This is a genomic window from Brevibacillus sp. HB1.4B, from assembly GCF_013284285.1.
GTDB classification, from domain to species: domain Bacteria; phylum Bacillota; class Bacilli; order Brevibacillales; family Brevibacillaceae; genus Brevibacillus; species Brevibacillus porteri.
Map to the genome: position 1 here is coordinate 1 of NZ_JABSUT010000004.1, position 17440 is coordinate 17440.

General features: G+C 48.5%; 12 protein-coding genes, 7 tRNA genes and 2 riboswitches. Of the genes, 18 read left to right on the plus strand and 1 reads right to left on the minus strand.

Features of this window, described 5'->3' with window-relative positions:
* Nucleotides 1-32: 32 nt before the first annotated feature.
* The 11 genes from HP398_RS10660 (at nucleotide 33) to guaA (ending at nucleotide 7152) form a co-directional block, all read left to right on the plus strand.
* Nucleotides 33-108, plus strand: a tRNA-Phe gene (locus tag HP398_RS10660).
* An 18-nt stretch (nucleotides 109-126) separates the two neighbouring features.
* Nucleotides 127-202: transfer RNA gene (locus HP398_RS10665), tRNA-Thr, on the plus strand.
* A gap of 4 nt (nucleotides 203-206) precedes the next feature.
* Nucleotides 207-281, plus strand: a tRNA-Gln gene (locus HP398_RS10670).
* A 5-nt stretch (nucleotides 282-286) separates the two neighbouring features.
* Nucleotides 287-362 (plus strand) — tRNA-Lys (locus HP398_RS10675).
* A 68-nt stretch (nucleotides 363-430) separates the two neighbouring features.
* Nucleotides 431-512, plus strand: a tRNA-Leu gene (locus HP398_RS10680).
* A 51-nt stretch (nucleotides 513-563) separates the two neighbouring features.
* A tRNA-Gly gene (locus tag HP398_RS10685) sits at nucleotides 564-639 on the plus strand.
* Between the two features lie 7 nt (nucleotides 640-646).
* Nucleotides 647-723 (plus strand) — tRNA-Arg (locus HP398_RS10690).
* 196 nt (nucleotides 724-919) lie between these two features.
* Entirely contained in the window at nucleotides 920-1873 is a 954-nt protein-coding gene (locus tag HP398_RS10695; protein WP_173622552.1) for an AAA family ATPase, read from the plus strand.
* A gap of 14 nt (nucleotides 1874-1887) precedes the next feature.
* Entirely contained in the window at nucleotides 1888-3093 is a 1206-nt protein-coding gene (locus HP398_RS10700; protein WP_017249637.1) for a DUF58 domain-containing protein, read from the plus strand.
* Between the two features lie 4 nt (nucleotides 3094-3097).
* Complete coding sequence (locus HP398_RS10705; protein ID WP_026043169.1) at nucleotides 3098-5332, plus strand: transglutaminase TgpA family protein; 2235 nt, start codon at nucleotides 3098-3100, stop codon at nucleotides 5330-5332.
* A gap of 20 nt (nucleotides 5333-5352) precedes the next feature.
* Nucleotides 5353-5455: riboswitch (purine riboswitch) on the plus strand.
* A 158-nt stretch (nucleotides 5456-5613) separates the two neighbouring features.
* The gene (gene guaA, locus HP398_RS10710; protein ID WP_026043170.1) at nucleotides 5614-7152 is read left to right on the plus strand and encodes a glutamine-hydrolyzing GMP synthase; all 1539 of its coding nucleotides are present in this window, start codon (nucleotides 5614-5616) and stop codon (nucleotides 7150-7152) included.
* A 69-nt stretch (nucleotides 7153-7221) separates the two neighbouring features.
* On the opposite strand, the gene HP398_RS10715 is transcribed toward guaA, so the two are convergent.
* On the minus strand, nucleotides 7222-7707 hold the full coding sequence (locus tag HP398_RS10715; protein WP_173622553.1) for an NTF2 fold immunity protein: 486 nt from the start codon (nucleotides 7705-7707) through the stop codon (nucleotides 7222-7224).
* A 159-nt stretch (nucleotides 7708-7866) separates the two neighbouring features.
* Nucleotides 7867-7968, plus strand: a riboswitch (purine riboswitch).
* Nucleotides 7969-8144: 176 nt separating this feature from the next.
* Between HP398_RS10715 and HP398_RS10720 the strand changes: the two genes are divergently transcribed.
* The 7 genes from HP398_RS10720 to purB all read left to right on the plus strand — a co-directional run bounded on the left by HP398_RS10720 (nucleotide 8145) and on the right by purB (nucleotide 17351).
* On the plus strand, nucleotides 8145-9521 hold the full coding sequence (locus tag HP398_RS10720) for an NCS2 family permease (protein WP_017249642.1): 1377 nt from the start codon (nucleotides 8145-8147) through the stop codon (nucleotides 9519-9521).
* A 292-nt stretch (nucleotides 9522-9813) separates the two neighbouring features.
* Entirely contained in the window at nucleotides 9814-11115 is a 1302-nt protein-coding gene (locus tag HP398_RS10725; RefSeq protein WP_173622554.1) for a histidine--tRNA ligase, read from the plus strand.
* Between the two features lie 59 nt (nucleotides 11116-11174).
* On the plus strand, nucleotides 11175-12671 hold the full coding sequence (locus HP398_RS10730) for a M1 family metallopeptidase (protein WP_173622555.1): 1497 nt from the start codon (nucleotides 11175-11177) through the stop codon (nucleotides 12669-12671).
* Between the two features lie 19 nt (nucleotides 12672-12690).
* Nucleotides 12691-14229, plus strand: a complete 1539-nt coding sequence (locus HP398_RS10735; protein ID WP_173622556.1) for a M1 family metallopeptidase — start codon at nucleotides 12691-12693, stop codon at nucleotides 14227-14229.
* Nucleotides 14230-14410: 181 nt separating this feature from the next.
* Nucleotides 14411-14899 (plus strand): 5-(carboxyamino)imidazole ribonucleotide mutase, encoded by a 489-nt coding sequence (gene purE / locus HP398_RS10740; protein ID WP_012684280.1) that lies wholly within the window; start codon nucleotides 14411-14413, stop codon nucleotides 14897-14899.
* A complete protein-coding gene (purK, locus tag HP398_RS10745; RefSeq protein WP_106652418.1) occupies nucleotides 14896-16059 on the plus strand; it encodes a 5-(carboxyamino)imidazole ribonucleotide synthase in 1164 nt (387 codons plus the stop codon). The genes purE and purK overlap by 4 nt, the downstream gene beginning before the upstream one ends.
* Entirely contained in the window at nucleotides 16056-17351 is a 1296-nt protein-coding gene (gene purB, locus HP398_RS10750; RefSeq protein ID WP_173622557.1) for an adenylosuccinate lyase, read from the plus strand. The genes purK and purB overlap by 4 nt, the downstream gene beginning before the upstream one ends.
* Nucleotides 17352-17440: the final 89 nt, after the last annotated feature.

Here is a 17440-nt window from a genome sequence, read left to right on the forward strand (position 1 = left end):
TTATTAAAGAATGGCGAAAAGTAATTATAAATGGCTCGGTAGCTCAGTCGGTAGAGCAGAGGACTGAAAATCCTCGTGTCGGCGGTTCGATTCCGTCCCGAGCCACCACTAATTTAATTCAACAGCGCCGGTATAGCTCAATTGGTAGAGCACCTGACTTGTAATCAGGGGGTTGTGGGTTCAAGTCCTATTGCCGGCACCACCATTGGGGTATAGCCAAGCGGTAAGGCAACGGACTTTGACTCCGTCATTCCTAGGTTCAAATCCTAGTACCCCAGCCATTTGCGAGCCATTAGCTCAGTTGGTAGAGCATCTGACTTTTAATCAGAGGGTCGAAGGTTCGAGTCCTTCATGGCTCACCAGTTTTTTTTGCTGAATAAGCAAAGCTGCGTGATAGTAAGAGTAATGCCTTTTCTGTTCTAAGTAAAATGCGGGTGTGGCGGAATGGCAGACGCACCAGATTTAGGTTCTGGCGGGCAACCGTGGGGGTTCAAGTCCCTTCACCCGCACCATACTATAACAGAAAGCTTTGTCCTCTGTACAAACCACATAAGATGTAACATGCGGACGTAGCTCAATTGGTAGAGCGTCGCCTTGCCAAGGCGAAGGTCGAGGGTTCGAGACCCTTCGTCCGCTCCATTTATTTGTGCCCTTAGCTCAGCTGGATAGAGCGTTTGACTACGAATCAAAAGGTCGGGAGTTCGAATCTCTCAGGGCACGCCATATTTCATATGAAACCGAAGAGTAGGAATAGATCCTACTCTTTTTTTTATAATGACTTGTGTATTTTTGCAAATTTTAAGCAAATTTCCCTTGTATCTCCTATTTGCATCCATTACTTTAGAATTACGCTGAAAGCATGGAGGAACAGCTGTTACAAACCTGCGGAAGAATATCATGGAACAGGAGTTGTATCAACATGAACCCTATCAAATTGGAACAAGTAAATCCTGCAATAGCCAGTTTAATCGATAATATAGAAAAAGTATTGATTGGTAAACGCTCCGTGATTGAGCTGATGGTAGCCGCTATTCTAGCGAATGGTCACGTTTTGCTCGAAGATGTACCAGGCGTTGGGAAGACCATGATGGTACGGGCATTGTCCAGATCAATCAGCGGTGAGTTTAAACGTATTCAATTTACCCCAGATTTGTTGCCAACGGATGTGACAGGGGTTGCTATCTTTAATCAAAAAAGTCTGGAGTTTGAGTTCCGTCAAGGGCCGATTTTTGCGAATGTCATTCTTGCAGACGAAATCAACCGGACTTCGCCAAAAACACAATCTGCACTTTTGGAAGCAATGGAAGAGCGCTCAGTAACAATCGATGGTGCTACGTATCGATTGGCAGAGCCGTTTTTTGTGATGGCTACGCAAAACCCATTAGAGTATGAAGGGACCTTCCCATTACCTGAAGCTCAATTGGACCGATTTTTCATGCAATTAAGTTTGGGGTATCCAACGGTAGAGGAAGAAATGCGGATGCTGTCCAGATTCTCGGCAGCGAACCCATTGGAAGAGCTTCAGCCGGTTATGACCACAGCCGAGCTGGCGGAACTTCAACGCCAGGTGTCGACGATTAAGGTATCGGAAGGAATAAAAGAATACATCGTACGTCTATGTCATCGTACGCGTGAGCATCATCATATCTATCTAGGCGTGAGCCCGCGCGGTTCCCTTGCTCTTTTCCGGGCTGTTCAGGCGTTGGCCTTCGTTCGTGGACGTGACTATGTCATTCCAGATGACGTGAAGGAACTAGTTCCAGTTGTGTTTGCACACCGTATGATTGTGAAACCAGAAGCAAGACTGGAAGGAGCAACCGTAGATCGGGTGTTGGCTATGATCTTGTCTGAGACCCGTGTCCCGGTAAGATAAGGCGGTGATTGCAGATGAGACAGCAAAGGTGGGGTAGGCTCAAGGCGATTGCATTAGTCCTGATCACGTATGCATTCGCAAAATTTCAAGGTGGCTTCTCAAGCTGGTTTCTTTTCTATAGTAGTTTGGTGTTTCTCCTGTATGAAATTGTGGCTTATGTACTCATGTTCACGAAGCTAGAAGTCGAGCGTGAACTAGATCGCAATCGTCTACAGGATGGGGAAGATGTCATTGTAACGATACGCCTGCGCCGGAGGATTTGGTTTCCGCTGGGATGGCATATGATTATGGAGCCATTGCCGGCGAGGCTGGCTGGCGTGTATGAACCGCATCGACAACTGATATTCCCATGGTTCAAAAGGGAAGTCGAGTTTCGGTATGTCATACCCAATGTACCGCGTGGATACTATCGTCTCGATGAATGTGTAGTGAGCGGCGGGGATTTTTTTGGATTTTTTGAGCGTCGGAAGGTTTATTCGATTTCTCAGGAGTTTCTCGTTTATCCAAAATACAAAGAATTGACCCATTGGGCCCTGGGTGACGGCAGCTTCAGTGGGACGGTGCATGTTTCCCATCGACGCTCTGACGACGTAGCAGCAGTACGCGGCGTAAGAGACTATCATCGGGGCGATCGGTTGAGCCAAATTCATTGGCGAGCTTCCGCACGGGGGATGGGTCTGAAGACGAAAGAGTTTGAGCATCAGGCGATGAATCAGGCTGTCTTTTTCCTTGATGTGGAGAAGGCGAGCTACCAAGGGAAGCCTGTGCACTTGTTCGAAACAGCAGTGAAGCTAGCTGCGAGTCTGATCGCTTACGCCAATCGGAATCAATACCATTATGGGCTCGTGTACAAGCAAGCAGAACGTATATCGATACCACCAGGACTGTCCCATGCTCATTTCCTCAGAGTTTTTGATCAATTAGCTCGTGTCGCACCAGAAGGACAAGAGTTATTTGCAAGAATTGTGGGAAGAGAATCATTGGAGCAGCCTCAAGGTGTCACTTTGATTATTATTACACCGCATGTAGAAAAAACGCTGATCAGTCGTTTGGTCACACTGGCTCAAAAAGGTAGACGGGTGCAGTTGTTTCTCATGCAGAACGAGTCAACGATTTCGCATGAACATAAGCAAGCGTTGCAGCTGCTTGGCGCAAACAAAGTAACATGTACTTCTATTCACATGGATGATCAAGAGTGGAAACGGATTGGAGGTGCATAGACTCATGAGCGTTTGGAAGCGTCCAACGATTTGGGAATGGGTCTTGGCCCTTTTTCTGTTCCTGATGTTAAGAGAGTGGCTTCTTCCTCTACAGACATTAACCGATACGGGCATTCTATGGCCGTTTTATGCGATTGTGGCTGGAGTCATTATCATTGACCTGTTGATCCCTTATCGGTGGCTAACCTTGCCGATCAAGGCTCTGGGGCTAGTGGTGCTTTTGCATGCTACTTTATTTGACAAACCGTTTTTTGACACGGAATGGATTGGCGAATTGTACGGGCAGATGATTCACGATCTTCCGTTAGCGTTTCAACAGGATTGGGCCAGCATGTCGATCTTGTCGCGGAATACGATGTTTGATCTCGTTTTGGTGTTGTTAGCGACAATGTTAACGTATCTTGTGCTGGAACAACGGCAAGGCTTATGGTTTGTCTTTTTGACGGAACTGTATTTGGCTGTGTTGGATACGTTTCTCCCGTACGATGCCAGTGCAGGGGTTGTACGGACGCTGATCATTGGTTTCCTGATGCTGGCCATTAGCCATCTGATGAAGATGACGAACATGGCAACACTGGCAGGGAAGAGAAGCCGAATCATGCTCAACTCACTGCTGGCTTCGGTGATGGTCATTATGGTCTGTATAGGCATCGGTTATGCTGCACCGAAGTCAGGACCGTCATGGCCTGATCCGATCGCCTTTTTAACAGGGAAAGGAAACGATACCCCTGTTGGTGTGATGAAAAAAGTAGGATACGACAACAACGACGAACGGTTGGGCGGTCCTTTCATGCAAGATAACACATTAGTGTTTATTGCAAAGACGAACGAGCGCAGCTATTGGCGCGGTGACTCGAAGGACGTGTATACGGGAGTTGGTTGGGAAAAAGGCGATAGAGAGTACGAGTCAATCCTGGACCCGCAAACCTATACATGGGAGAATACGTTGTTTCAAGGGCTTGAAACGAAGAAGGTACAAGCAACATTAGAATTTAAAGGCCCGCAGCAATTCCCGACTGTCTTTTATCAAGGTCAGCTGAAAAAGGTGAGCAACTACGCTCCACCAGAGGCAACCGTTGTTTATGACAAAATGAATCAGCAGCTCGAAGTACGGGCAGGAAAAATCAACTTGGTTCAGCTGAGTGAGAAAAACGGTCGGCCAGAGTACGGCCCCAATCCGCTTTTGCTCAAACTGAATCAATACAAGGTCGAGACAGAAGTACCGATTGTCAGTGAAAAGGCCGTGACGAATGCGGGGACGAACTATCCGGATGATATCAAAGAGCGCTATTTGCAAGTGCCAGCCTCGGTGCCTCCGCGAGTAAGAGAGCTTGCTGCAACGATTACGAAGGATGCCAAAACTCCTTATGACAAAGTGAGAGCGATCGAGAATTACTTGCGCTCAAGTGGAAAATATAAGTATGAAACGAAAGACGTTCCAGTCGCTGCAGAAGGTCAGGATTTTGTCGATCACTTCTTGTTTGACAGCCTTCGAGGGTACTGTGACCATTTCTCCACTTCGATGGCGGTTATGCTTCGTACCTTGGATATCCCAACACGTTGGGTCAAGGGCTTTGCTCCAGGTGAACGAGTGGGAACGGATGCGTTTAACTACGAGACTGTAGAAGTGCGCAACAAGGATGCTCACTCGTGGGTAGAGGTATACTTCCCGGAGGTTGGTTGGGTTCCTTTTGAAGCGACGAGTTCATTCATGTCACCTGTTCGTTTTAATTATGATCTGGTCACCTCACAGCCGCAAATCCCCGTTCCATTGCCAAACATGGAGAATCAAACGAATATTGATCGTGGGGATGGACGTTTCAATGAGCTGGAAGAGGGCGACAGACCAGCAGGCAGCTGGATTAAGATTCCATGGCAAGTAAATGCGGGATTGGCTGTAGCCGCTATCGTAGCAGGAATTATCGCGTGGCGCCGCAGACAAGACATCCAGCTATGGTGGATGCGCAGGCAACTGAATCAAGAGCGAAGCAGTGAGTTCCCGGATCGGTACCATCTGCTGATGCGAATGATGGAGCGAGTCTACACGCGCAGACAGCCAGGAGAAACATTGCGGGAGTACGTGGGCAGAATGACCCTGCCGGCAGACAAGCGACAAGACCTGCGCTATTTGACGGAGCTGTACGAACGTACTGTGTATGGCTACAAACAAATGGAACAAAAGGCGAGAACAACAGCAGAGCAAATACTCGAACGGTTAATCCGTCAATTGAAGCCTTGAACAATGCCGTTCCATCTGCTAGAATGACGATCAATGAGACTCGTATAATGATCAGGAATAGGGCCTGAAAGTTTCTACCGCTAGACCGTAAATTTGGCGACTACGAGGAGAGCACATCGGATTTTTGTACATGCAAACCGCACATGTGTACACAAGCTGGGACGTTGCCTCCGTATTGTTTATCGGAGATGGCAGTCCCGGCTTTTTTGCAAATATGCGACAACTTCGCATGGCATGCCGACACTTGCACGTCCTGTATGTTACAGGAGAAGGGGGATATGATGGACAAGTCAATGGAAATGGTCGTCGTACTCGATTTCGGAGGCCAGTACAATCAGTTGATCGCGCGCCGTGTACGCGATCTGGGTGTTTATAGTGAACTGATACCGTTCAATACACCTGTTGAAAAGATTAAAGAGATGAATCCAAAAGGGATTATTTTCTCTGGCGGACCTGCTAGCGTGTACGAAGAGGGAGCACCAACTGTAGACCCTGCGATTTTTGATCTGGGCTTGCCTGTATTGGGTATTTGCTACGGTATGCAGTTGATGAGCCATTTGACGGGCGGAAAAGTAGAACGCGCGGGTAAACGCGAGTACGGAAAAGCTGAATTGCGGATGCAGCAAAAACACAGCTTGTACGACAAATGGGATACGAATGAAATCGTGTGGATGAGCCACTCTGACAAAGTAGTAGAGCTCCCAACCGGATTTGTTATTGATGCGGTAAGCGACAGCTGCCCGGTAGCTGCGATCAGCAACCCTGAGCGCCAGCTGTACGGCGTACAGTTTCATCCAGAAGTAGTTCATACCCAAAAAGGTACTGAGTTCATCGGAAACTTCCTGTTCAACATTTGTGGATGTGAAGCGAATTGGAGCATGACGACGTTCATCGAAGACGAGCTGGTTCGCATTCGTGAAACAGTTGGCAATAAGCAAGTACTGTGTGCGTTGAGCGGCGGTGTGGATTCTTCCGTAGTAGCAGCGCTGATTCACAAAGCGATTGGCGATCAATTGACGTGCATGTTCGTTGACCACGGTCTTCTGCGTCAAGGGGAAGCAGAAGGCGTAATGGAAACATTCGCTGAGAAATTCTCCATGAAAGTGCTCAAGATCGATGCGCGCGAGCGTTTCATGAGCAAGCTCAAAGGTGTATCTGACCCAGAGCAAAAGCGCAAAATCATCGGTAACGAGTTCATTTATGTATTCGATGAAGAAGCAGCCAAGCTGACAGATATGGACTTCTTGGCACAGGGTACGCTGTACACCGATATCGTTGAGAGTGGAACAGCAACTGCGCAAACGATCAAATCGCACCACAATGTAGGCGGTTTGCCAGAAGACATGAAGTTCACGTTGATTGAACCATTGAAAACCTTGTTCAAAGACGAAGTACGCAAACTGGGTAAAGAGCTGGGCTTGCCAGATGAGATTGTTTGGCGTCAGCCATTCCCAGGACCAGGCCTCGGCATTCGTGTTTTGGGTGAAGTTACGGAAGAAAAACTGAAGATCGTTCGTGAATCCGATGCGATCTTGCGTGAGGAGATTGCCAAGGCAGGTCTCGATCGGGAAATCTGGCAGTACTTCACGGCTTTGCCAAACATGACGACCGTAGGTGTAATGGGAGATGTTCGTACGTATTCTTACACAGTAGGGATTCGTGCGGTAACGTCCATTGATGGTATGACTGCTGACTGGGCACGCATTCCGTGGGATGTATTGGAGAAAATCTCTGTGCGTATCGTGAATGAAGTAGACAATGTTAACCGCATTGTGTATGATGTAACGTCCAAACCACCAGCAACAATTGAGTGGGAATAGGAACAAAAAAAAACTCTCTTTTATTTGCGTGATTTGCGAATAAAAGAGAGTTTTTTTTATGACCAAGAATTATCTCGTTCCATACATCATGAGAAGCTTCCCATTTTCTTTGGCTAGAGCAATATAAATGACCCCGCCTAGCCATCCCGGCGGAAGAGTTCCTTCGATAATCCAAGCTTCTGCAATCGGGTTATAGCTGATAGCGAAGGGAGCTTCCTCTAAAAACGGAGAATAGTGCTCCGCTAAATAGGAGAAGATTGCAGTGGCAACGGTGTGTTCATCTATAAGCTCACCAAAAGCAATTTCATCTCCAAACCGATCTTGCTGGAGAAGAGTGTCGCGATCAGCGAAATAGAGTTCAAACCTCCCATATAAATTCTCATCATACAAATCACGTTCTACAAAGCCATATTCGATGACCTTTTCCTTTTGATGAATGTTGCGTTTGCTCTTTTTCTTATCGTCGACCCGTATGGTTATTCGATTGACTCGAAGCCGATCACGTTCTCGCTCCTGCTCCGCTATTATTTGCTCCCAAGCATCCATATAGCTCATTTTGGACCACCCTAAAAGAGATTGTTGAGATCTGGAAGAATCTATGCAAGTATAACACAGGCCGTATTAGAAAATATCCGGATATTAAACTCTTTCCAAAAATGAATGTTCGTATTTTCGTTGACATTCCCTATGTCACCTGATAAACTTCTCAATGTGAGCAGGTAATATAGGAAGGTTCGTATATTCTTGAGAATATGGCTCGAGAGTTTCTACATGGTCGCCGTTAACGACCTGGCTACGAACAAAATGTCATCGGGATCTGATTTTGTAATTATATTTGGAATTATTCCCGGAGTGTTTTGTTTGAAGGCCAGGCGCATGATAAGAGCGTCCGGGCCTTTTTTTGTGAAAAACGTTGAGACGTTTTTCATTACGGTCGGCAAAAAACAGATAGACTGTTTTTTGCAACAAGATTAGTATGGGGGGACTTATAGGTGCGGAAGTATTTTGAGTTTGACAAGCTAGGCACCAATTACCGTCGCGAAATTATCGCGGGTATCACTACTTTTTTGGCAATGGCTTATATCTTGGCTGTCAATCCATTCATTCTCAGTGGTGCTGATCTGCCGCCAGATTTAAAAGCGAACTACCCTGAATTTGGCGCTGTCTTTACCGCAACGGCTTTGGCTGCTGCTCTCGGTACACTGTTAATGGGTATTCTCGGACGTTTGCCGATTGGTCAAGCTCCGGGTATGGGATTGAACGCATTTTTCACTTATACAGTCGTTCTGACGATGCAAATTCCTTGGCAACAGGCTTTGGCTGGCGTATTCCTTTCTTGTACGATCTTTTTGATTCTGTCCCTGACAGGTGTTCGTGAAGCGATCATCAAGGCGATTCCACAAAGCTTGAAATACGCAGTTTCGGCAGGGATTGGACTTTTTATTGCCTTTATCGGTTTGAAAAACGCGGGTATCATCGTAGCAAATGATGCCACCTTCGTAGCATTGGGACATCTGACCTTCTATCACGAGGGCATGAAGCCGGAAGAAATTTTGGCAGCGAAAAATGCATTGCTCGCTGTGTTTGGTTTGATCGTGACGGTCATTCTGCTTTCTCGCAAAATCAATGCGGGTATCTTTATCGGAATGTTGATTACAGCGATTACCGGGATGTTCTTCGGACTGGTGAATCTGCCTGAGCAAATCGTTTCTGCACCACCGAGCCTTGCTCCTACATTCGGTGCTGCATTCCAATATCTCGGTGATCCATCTGCATTGTTCACCATGAATATGCTGATTGTTGTTTTGACTTTCTTGTTTGTAGACTTTTTCGATGCGACGGGTACGCTCTTGGGTGTAGCGAACCAAGCTGGATTGCTTCGCGAAGACGGCAATTTGCCACGTCCAGGAAAAGCACTCGCTTCCGATGCGATTGCAGGTATGGCAGGTGCGGTACTTGGTACATCTACCACTACAGCTTATGTTGAGTCGACAGCAGGGGTAGCGGCAGGCGGACGCTCCGGATTTACCGCAGTTGTCACAGGGAGTATGTTCCTTCTGGCGTTGTTCTTCTCGCCGATTCTCGCAATTGTGACACCAGCGGTTACGGCACCAGCGCTCATTATCGTCGGTGTTCTGATGGCTTCTCACATTGCAAAAGTGGCTTGGGATGACCTGGATGAAGCGTTCCCTGCATTCCTGACGATTTTGTTGATGCCATTGACTTACAGTATTGCAACAGGTATTGCGACGGGCTTCATCGTTTATCCGGTGATGAAGGTAATGAAGGGCAAGGCTCGCGAAGTGCATCCGGCGATGTATGTGCTGTTCTTCGTCTTCCTGGCGTACTTCATCTGGTTGCGCGAATAGAATTTTTTGGGAATGGGGCTCTTCGTCTACTGGACGAGGAGCTTTTTTTGCGCTATGATAGGAAAAATCTTTTTTTGGAAGGATGGACCGATCAAAATGACAGGTCTCACTATGTTCCTTCAACAGCATCACCACACGTAGAGCGTTTGTATCTTCGGAAATTTTTCCGCAGGTGCAAGCGCTTCTTGTGCTTCGTGCCTGCGGTGGTGTATTTAGGAAGCCATGCGGGCAGGAAATTGCCTTGCATGGCTTTTTTGGTTTTCTTTATCTGAAAAAAGAAAGGGTGTTCCTCATGGAAAACGAAGTATTAAAAACGGTAAAAGGCACAAAAGATTTCATGCCGCAGGAGCAAATGCAACGAAACTGGATACGACGGACACTCGAAGCGGTATTCGAGACATATGGCTGCAAACCGTTGGAGACCCCTATGCTACAGCACTACGAATTGCTGGCATCCAAGTACGGTGGCGGGGATGAAATCTTGAAGGAAGTGTATCGCTTGAACGACCAAGGAGATAGAGAGCTTGGGCTACGCTATGATTTGACCGTACCATTGACGAAGGTAGTGGGTATGAATCCTGAGATGCGGATGCCGTTCAAGCGGTATGAGATCGGAAAAGTATTTCGGGACGGTCCAGTGAAAACCGGGCGTTTGCGCGAATTTATTCAATGCGATGTCGATATCGTGGGAACGACATCGGTGCTGGCTGAAGCAGAATTGCTCAGTATGGCGTTTGAGGCATTCAAGCGGCTGGGGCTCGACGTGTACATTGAGGTCAACAACCGCAAGCTATTATCTGGGGTGCTTCAGGAGTTGGGAGTCCCCGCTCTGCGGGCCGGGGATGTCATGCTGTCGCTGGATAAGCTCGAGAAGATCGGCGTGGATGGAGTGCGTGATGACTTGCGGGAGCGAAACGTCGAAGAGCCACTCGTTTTGGCGATTACGTCTTTCCTGCAAGAAGGTGTGATTACCCTGGATCTGTTGGCAGAGCGCTTTGTGTCCCCACTTGTTCAGGAAGGGATTCGGGAGCTGCGCGATATGCTTGCCTATGTAAAAGGAGCGGGTGTGGGTGGAGAGCTTCGGTTCTCTCCATTTTTGGCGAGGGGCTTAGGGATCTACACGGGAATTGTGTATGAGATTTTTTTGCAGGATGGAAGTCTTACGTCCAGTATCGGCAGTGGGGGACGTTACGATCAGATCATCGGTCGGCTTTTGGATGATGGACGAGAGTACCCCGCTGTAGGGATATCGTTCGGATTGGATGTCATTCTTGCAGCCTTGGCAAATCGCAACACGGGAGAGCAGAAGGCTGCCGATGTACTCGTCATTCCCCTCGGGACCGAAGCATCCAGTCTTGGTCTGGCCAATCGATTGCGAGAGGGCGGAATCAGAGTCGAGCTAGAGCTGACAGGTAGAAGACTGAAAAAAGCACTCGATTATGCAAACAAAGAAGGCGTTGCTTTTGCCTTGATCTATGGGGAAAACGAAGTGAACAGTGGGCAGGTCGTCGTCCGAGATATGCGAGAGGGAACGGAACAGCGGGTTCCTTTGGAGTTGGTTGAAAAGTGGCTGTCCGACAAGCTGTCAGGGTAAAGAGGAAAGATAGTCTTTTTCTTCCATTTTTTGTACAGTAGAGAAAAGGGGGAGATGGCGTGAAGAAATGGGTCTCAATGGTCGGTTGTAGCTTATTGTTTTTGACGTGGATGTTGCCTGTAAATGCTGAGGAGGGTACTGCGCTTAAGCGAAAACCACTCTATCAGGCTGATGTGCGAATTGATCCAATCAAGAAAGAAGTAGCAGGAACCGTAACAATTACCTTTTGGCCAAAAGACCCTACTCGTGCCTATCTCCATCTTTACCCGAACGTATTTACAGAAGAGCATCAAGGCATGCTATGGGAGGAACTTTTAGGCAATGGCCCAACGCTTGGCTCATATACTAATAAAAAGCTCTTGGTTGATGGAGTAGCGGTTGTCGGCAAACAGATAAAAGACCTGAACATCCTGGAAGTGCCTCTAGAAGGACAGGCGGGACTACGAAAGATTGTGATGGAGTTCGAGATGACTCTTCCGCGAAACGACGGCAGGATGTCGTACGATGACCAATCCATCTGGCTGGGGAACTGGCTCCCAGTTCTTGCTGTGTACGACAAGGAAGGGTGGCATCTCGATCCATACGAGCCTGTTGGTGATCCATTTTACAGTGAGAACGCAGATTATGAGGTGAACGTGACGCTGCCAAAAGACTATCAACTGGCGAGCACAGCGTCAGACAGGGCTGCGAAGCAGCTTTCTACTCGTGAGGGAGAAAAGACGATACAGCTGGGTGCAGAAAATGTGAGGGATTTTGCCCTAGTCGTCATGGATGACTCCTATCAGCAAACGGAAACAAAAGTGGGCGAGACAGTCGTCCGAACATGGTGGCGGAAAACAGATGATTCGGCAACTGCTGAGCAGATTCATGAAGCAGCTGCGAAGTCTCTCGCCTATTTTCATCATCAATTAGGTGCCTATCCATATACCGAATATGATGTGGTAAGGACTGGTGGCGCGATTAATGGGATGGAGTACCCAGCATTGGTCTTTCTCGACGGACGTCATTTCTTTGCTGGGGAAGAAACAGGTATCGTCACGGTTGTCCATGAGACGGCACACCAGTGGTTTTACGGCTTGCTCGGAAATAATCAGGTAAAGGAAGCATGGCTGGATGAGGGATTCACGGAGTACGTGACGCTCTCGTATTTATCTCAGCAAGACCCGCTGTTGGGAGCAGAACGGGTGCGCAGACGGCTGGAGCAGGGCACCTCTGTTCAGTATTACGTGGCAGAGGAACTGCGTCCTTGGCAAGCACTGTCTGCATTTCCTGATAATCAGAGCTATAGCGATCTTGTCTATTCCCGTCCGTCCTCGATGCTGTGGCTATTGCAGGGAGCGTGGGGGGAAGAAAGGGTACATGACGTTTTGAAACAGTATGTCGAGAAGTACCGTTATCAGGTTATGACCGGAAAGGAATGGGGAGCTTTTCTATCTGAGATGGCAGGAGAAGATGCAAGCGCCTTCTTGGATTATTGGTTGAAGGTAGACATGTCCCAGCAGGAACAGGCAGCAGCTTGGCTGGAGCGCCAACGTCTCAAGCATCAGAAGAAGTAATCGAAGGCAGGGGATCACGATGTGGCGGAAGCATTGGGTGGTCATCATGGCAGTAGGAGTCGTTTTGACTGTATTCTTGACCGTCCGTCCTTGGATAGGGAAGGCAGGCTTAGATGCTCATGAGATTGTGCCGATTGATCACAGGGAGGCTGCAGTTACTTACAAGGCCGACGTACAAATCGATATGAACAAGCACGTGGTGAAAGGCATGCTGACGGCTCGTTTTGTCCCAAAAGATGACCAAGCTTTTTTTCATCTATATCCCAATGCTTTTTCTGCAAATGCTGCTCTCCGTGGTGAAAACTGGGAGGTTGTGCTGGGTAAACAGCGTGAGCCTGGTGGTATCAAGATAAGCGACGTACGGGTAAACGGAAAAAGTGTCGGCGTACAGTATGCAGGAAAGACCAATGCGCTTTTACAAGTGCCCCTTCCTGCAAGAGCAACGTCTGCTGAGACGGTGGTGGATATGAGTTTTCAGCTCGAGGTCCCTTATAACAATGGGCGAATGTCTTACCATGATCATGCGATGTGGCTGGGCAATTGGCTGCCGATTCTGGCGGTCAAGGACGCAGGAGGCTGGCGGCTCGATCCTTATTCCGCGATTGGCGATCCTTTTTACTCGGAAGTGGCGAATTATCATTTGCGTGTGCAGTTATTAGAGGGGTACCAGCTTGCTACGAGTGGATTGGAGAGCGTGGCTGTCATCACTGAGACGAGACCGCAACGGCTAAAAATCTATGAGGTGGACGCATGGAACGTTCGGGATTTTGCCCTTGTCGTCATGGACGATACGTACCAGCCCATATCTGGTAAGGTCGGGGAAACTATCGTACGTACGTGGGTACAGAAAAGTGATGACTCGCAAAATGTTGGACGAATACATGAAACTGCTAAGGAGTCACTCGACTATTACGGAAAACAGTTCGGGTTGTATCCGTATAAGGAATACGATGTTGTCAAAACAGGCGGCTTCTTTGGTGGAATGGAATACCCGAGCCTCGTCTTTATTGCCCAAGAGTATTTTGACCGTAGCGATGCCATGGGGGAAGCGGTCGTAGCACACGAAACGGCACATCAGTGGTTTTATGGGTTGGTCGGAAACGACGAGGTGCGAGAGGCTTGGCTGGATGAGGGACTGACGGATTATGCGACGATGGTATTTTTGCAGCAAAAGTCCGCCGCACATTCACAAGCGTATATTCAGATGCGGCTAGGCCAAGCACGTGCAGCAGAAGGATATGCGAACCAAGGAGTCACTGCGAAGTCGCCCGTAGAGGCCTTTCCAGACTGGAGGAGCTACAATGACCTCGTCTACGGGCGAGCGGGTGCTATGTGGTGGAACTTGAAAGAAGAATGGGGAGTCGAACGACTGCATCAGGTGTTGCGCCAATATGTACGAGATCATCAATATAAGCAGGCAAATGGGGAGCAAATCACAGCGCTATTGACTGCAGCTGCCGGGGCGGATGCCAGTCCCTATTTGGATTATTGGCTTCGGGTTGAGCTAGAGAAAGCCGAAGCGGCAAACAAATGGGTAGAAAAAGGCAAACACGAATAATTTTTGATATATCATTTTTAAATGTTCGGAAACGAGGTTGACAGGCAAACTTTCTCCCTGCTACACTGAATACGTTGAGTGAAAACGAGTTCGAATAGCCCAGGCGATGAGAGCGGCGCGAAAAGCCGTTAGTCGGTTGGGTTTTCTTCTGATGTTACAAAACGTAGGGGGCGAATGGTTCATGCTACAGCCTTTGGTAGGAGTCATTATGGGCAGTACGTCAGACTGGGAAACAATGAAGGAAGCTTGCGCAATTTTGGACGAATTGCAGGTGCCGTATGAAAAGAAGGTCGTGTCTGCACACAGAACGCCAGACTTGATGTTTACGTATGCCGAGACCGCTAAAAGCCGCGGCTTGGAAGTCATTATTGCGGGTGCGGGCGGTGCAGCCCATTTGCCAGGAATGGTGGCTGCTAAGACTGAATTACCAGTCATTGGTGTCCCGGTGAAATCATCCAACTTGAATGGTCTCGACTCGCTTTTGTCGATTGTGCAAATGCCAGGGGGCGTACCTGTGGCGACGGTTGCGATCGGAAAAGCTGGAGCCATCAATGCAGGGTTATTGGCTGCGCAAATTTTGGGGATCAAATATCCAGACGTACAAGAGCGGTTCGTGCAAAGACGTGATGATGTACGCAATAAGGTGCTGGAGGCTAGTGAACTCGAATGACGACCAAAGACCGTAAGCAAATCAAACCAGGATCGACCCTAGGAATACTCGGCGGAGGACAGCTTGGACGGATGATTGCTCTTGCGGGACGAGCTATGGGCTACCGCTTTGTCACAATGGACCCGACAGCAGACGCACCATGCGGCCAAACGGCTGATCGACAAATTGTTGCCAGCTACGATGATGTAGAAGCAGCGATGCAGCTTGCCTCGGTCAGTGATGTCATTTCTTATGAATTTGAAAATGTCGATGCGCAGGTGGCTGAAGTGTTGGAGAGCCGCGCTTATGTGCCGCAGGGCAGCCGGCTTTTGCGCATCACTCAAAACCGGATTCGGGAAAAGACCGCCATTCGCGAGATCGGCATTCCTGTTGCTCCGTTTTGTGTTGTGAATAGCTTGGAGGATTTGCAGAACGCCGTGCGTGAACTGGGACTGCCTGCTGTAATGAAGACCGCAACCGGTGGCTATGACGGCAAAGGGCAATGGGTATTGAGAAGCGAGGCTGAACTGGCGGAGGCGTATGAAACGTTGTCCAAAGCAGGTACAGAGCTGATCGTGGAACAATTTGTACCATTCCAAATGGAGCTGTCTGTTATTGCTGCACGCAATCCTGCGGGAGAACTGGCTGTTTTTCCTGTGTCAGAAAATATTCATCAGGAAAATATCCTACACCTGAGCATTGTTCCAGCTCGTATTTCGGCTGAAGTAGCAGCCCGCGCGGAAGAAATTGCCCGCACGATTGTAGAAAAGTTGGATGTGGTCGGCCTCATTGCTGTTGAGCTGTTTTTGACCGAAGATGGTCAGTTGTATGTCAATGAATTGGCGCCGCGACCGCATAACTCCGGGCATTTTACCATGGATGCTTGTGTCACCTCGCAGTTTGAGCAGCATGTTCGGGCGGTTTGCAATCTGCCTTTAGGATCTACAGAGTTGCTCTCGAGCGTCGTGATGGTTAATATTTTGGGAGAGCATCTACAGCCTGTCATCGATCAGATCGACAAGCTGCCGCGCACAGCCAAGCTCCATTTGTACGGAAAAGCAGAGAGCAAGGCCAAGCGAAAAATGGGGCATATCAATGTGCTCGCCCCTACTGTAGAAGAAGCGCTCACCCTGATTGATGAGCTGAAAATCTGGACGAATACATCGGAGGTATTATCATGATCGAACGTTATTCCCGACCGGAAATGCGCGCCATTTGGACGGAAGAAAACAAATTCAAAGCGTGGCTGGAAGTAGAAATTCTCGCGTGTGAAGCATGGTCCAAGCTGGGCGTCATTCCTGAGGAAGACGTGAAAAAGCTGTGGGATAAAGCTACTTTTGACATGAACAGAATCTATGAGATCGAAGAAGAGACACGCCATGATGTGGTGGCGTTTACTCGTGCGGTATCGGAAACCTTGGGCGAAGAAAAGAAGTGGGTGCATTACGGACTGACTTCTACAGATGTAGTGGATACTGCTCTGTCTTACCTGCTCCGTCAGGCGAACGAAATTTTGGAGAGTGATATCCAAGACTTCATCGAGATTTTGGCAGACAAAGCTCGTGAGCACAAGGATACGGTTTGCATGGGCAGAACGCATGGTGTACATGCGGAGCCTACGACTTTTGGCTTGAAGCTGGCCCTGTGGCATGAAGAAATGAAGCGCAACCTGGCACGTTTTCAGGCTGCGAAAAAAGAAGTGGCGTACGGCAAAATCTCTGGTGCAGTTGGAACATACGCAAACATCGATCCGTTCGTGGAAGCGTACGTGTGCGAGAAGCTGGGGCTGTCGGCAGCGCCTATCTCGACTCAAACTTTGCAGCGTGATCGCCACGCCGAGTACATGGCAACATTGGCACTGATCGCAACCTCTTTGGAAAAATTCGCGACAGAAATTCGCGGTCTGCAAAAGAGCGAAATGCGCGAGGTGGAAGAAGCATTTGCCAAAGGTCAAAAAGGTTCTTCCGCCATGCCACACAAGCGCAACCCAATCGGCAGCGAAAATATTTGCGGACTGGCTCGTGTCATCCGCGGTCACATGCTCACTTCCTATGAAAATGTTTCCCTCTGGCATGAGCGGGATATTTCCCACTCCTCTGCGGAGCGCGTGATTTTGCCAGATGCGACGCAAGCGTTGAACTACATGTTGCGCCGTTTCATGAACATCGTGAAAAACTTGACGGTGTTCTCTGAGAACATGAAGCGCAATATGGATCGTACCTTTGGATTGATCTACTCGCAGCAAGTGATGCTCAAGCTGATCGAAAAAGGCATGAGCCGCGAGCAAGCTTATGACACGGTACAGCCTCGTGCGATGCAAGCGTGGGAAGAACAACGCTCCTTCCGTGCGATCGTCGAGGAGGATGCGACGGTCAGCTCCACACTGTCCAAGGAAGAGCTGGATGAGTGCTTTGACTATCGTTACCACCTGAAGCATGTGGATACGATCTTCCAACGTCTTGGTTTGATGTAAATACAAGTGCCCTCGAATTTTTTCGGGGGCGTTTTTTCTTTTTCATGTAACTGTTGTGGGGGAGAAGCGCAGCTGTTTGTAAATTCCTT

What these genes read in the sequence shown, in the direction of transcription:
- HP398_RS10695 (WP_173622552.1), top strand. Translation starts at nt 920, where the DNA reads ATGAACCCTATCAAATTGGAACAAGTAAATCCTGCAATAGCCAGTTTA.
- HP398_RS10700 (WP_017249637.1), top strand. Translation starts at nt 1,888, where the DNA reads ATGAGACAGCAAAGGTGGGGTAGGCTCAAGGCGATTGCATTAGTCCTG.
- HP398_RS10705 (WP_026043169.1), top strand. Translation starts at nt 3,098, where the DNA reads ATGAGCGTTTGGAAGCGTCCAACGATTTGGGAATGGGTCTTGGCCCTT.
- guaA (WP_026043170.1), top strand. Translation starts at nt 5,614, where the DNA reads ATGGACAAGTCAATGGAAATGGTCGTCGTACTCGATTTCGGAGGCCAG.
- HP398_RS10715 (WP_173622553.1), bottom strand. Translation starts at nt 7,707, where the DNA reads ATGAGCTATATGGATGCTTGGGAGCAAATAATAGCGGAGCAGGAGCGA.
- HP398_RS10725 (WP_173622554.1), top strand. Translation starts at nt 9,814, where the DNA reads ATGGAAAACGAAGTATTAAAAACGGTAAAAGGCACAAAAGATTTCATG.
- HP398_RS10735 (WP_173622556.1), top strand. Translation starts at nt 12,691, where the DNA reads ATGTGGCGGAAGCATTGGGTGGTCATCATGGCAGTAGGAGTCGTTTTG.
- purE (WP_012684280.1), top strand. Translation starts at nt 14,411, where the DNA reads ATGCTACAGCCTTTGGTAGGAGTCATTATGGGCAGTACGTCAGACTGG.
- purK (WP_106652418.1), top strand. Translation starts at nt 14,896, where the DNA reads ATGACGACCAAAGACCGTAAGCAAATCAAACCAGGATCGACCCTAGGA.
- purB (WP_173622557.1), top strand. Translation starts at nt 16,056, where the DNA reads ATGATCGAACGTTATTCCCGACCGGAAATGCGCGCCATTTGGACGGAA.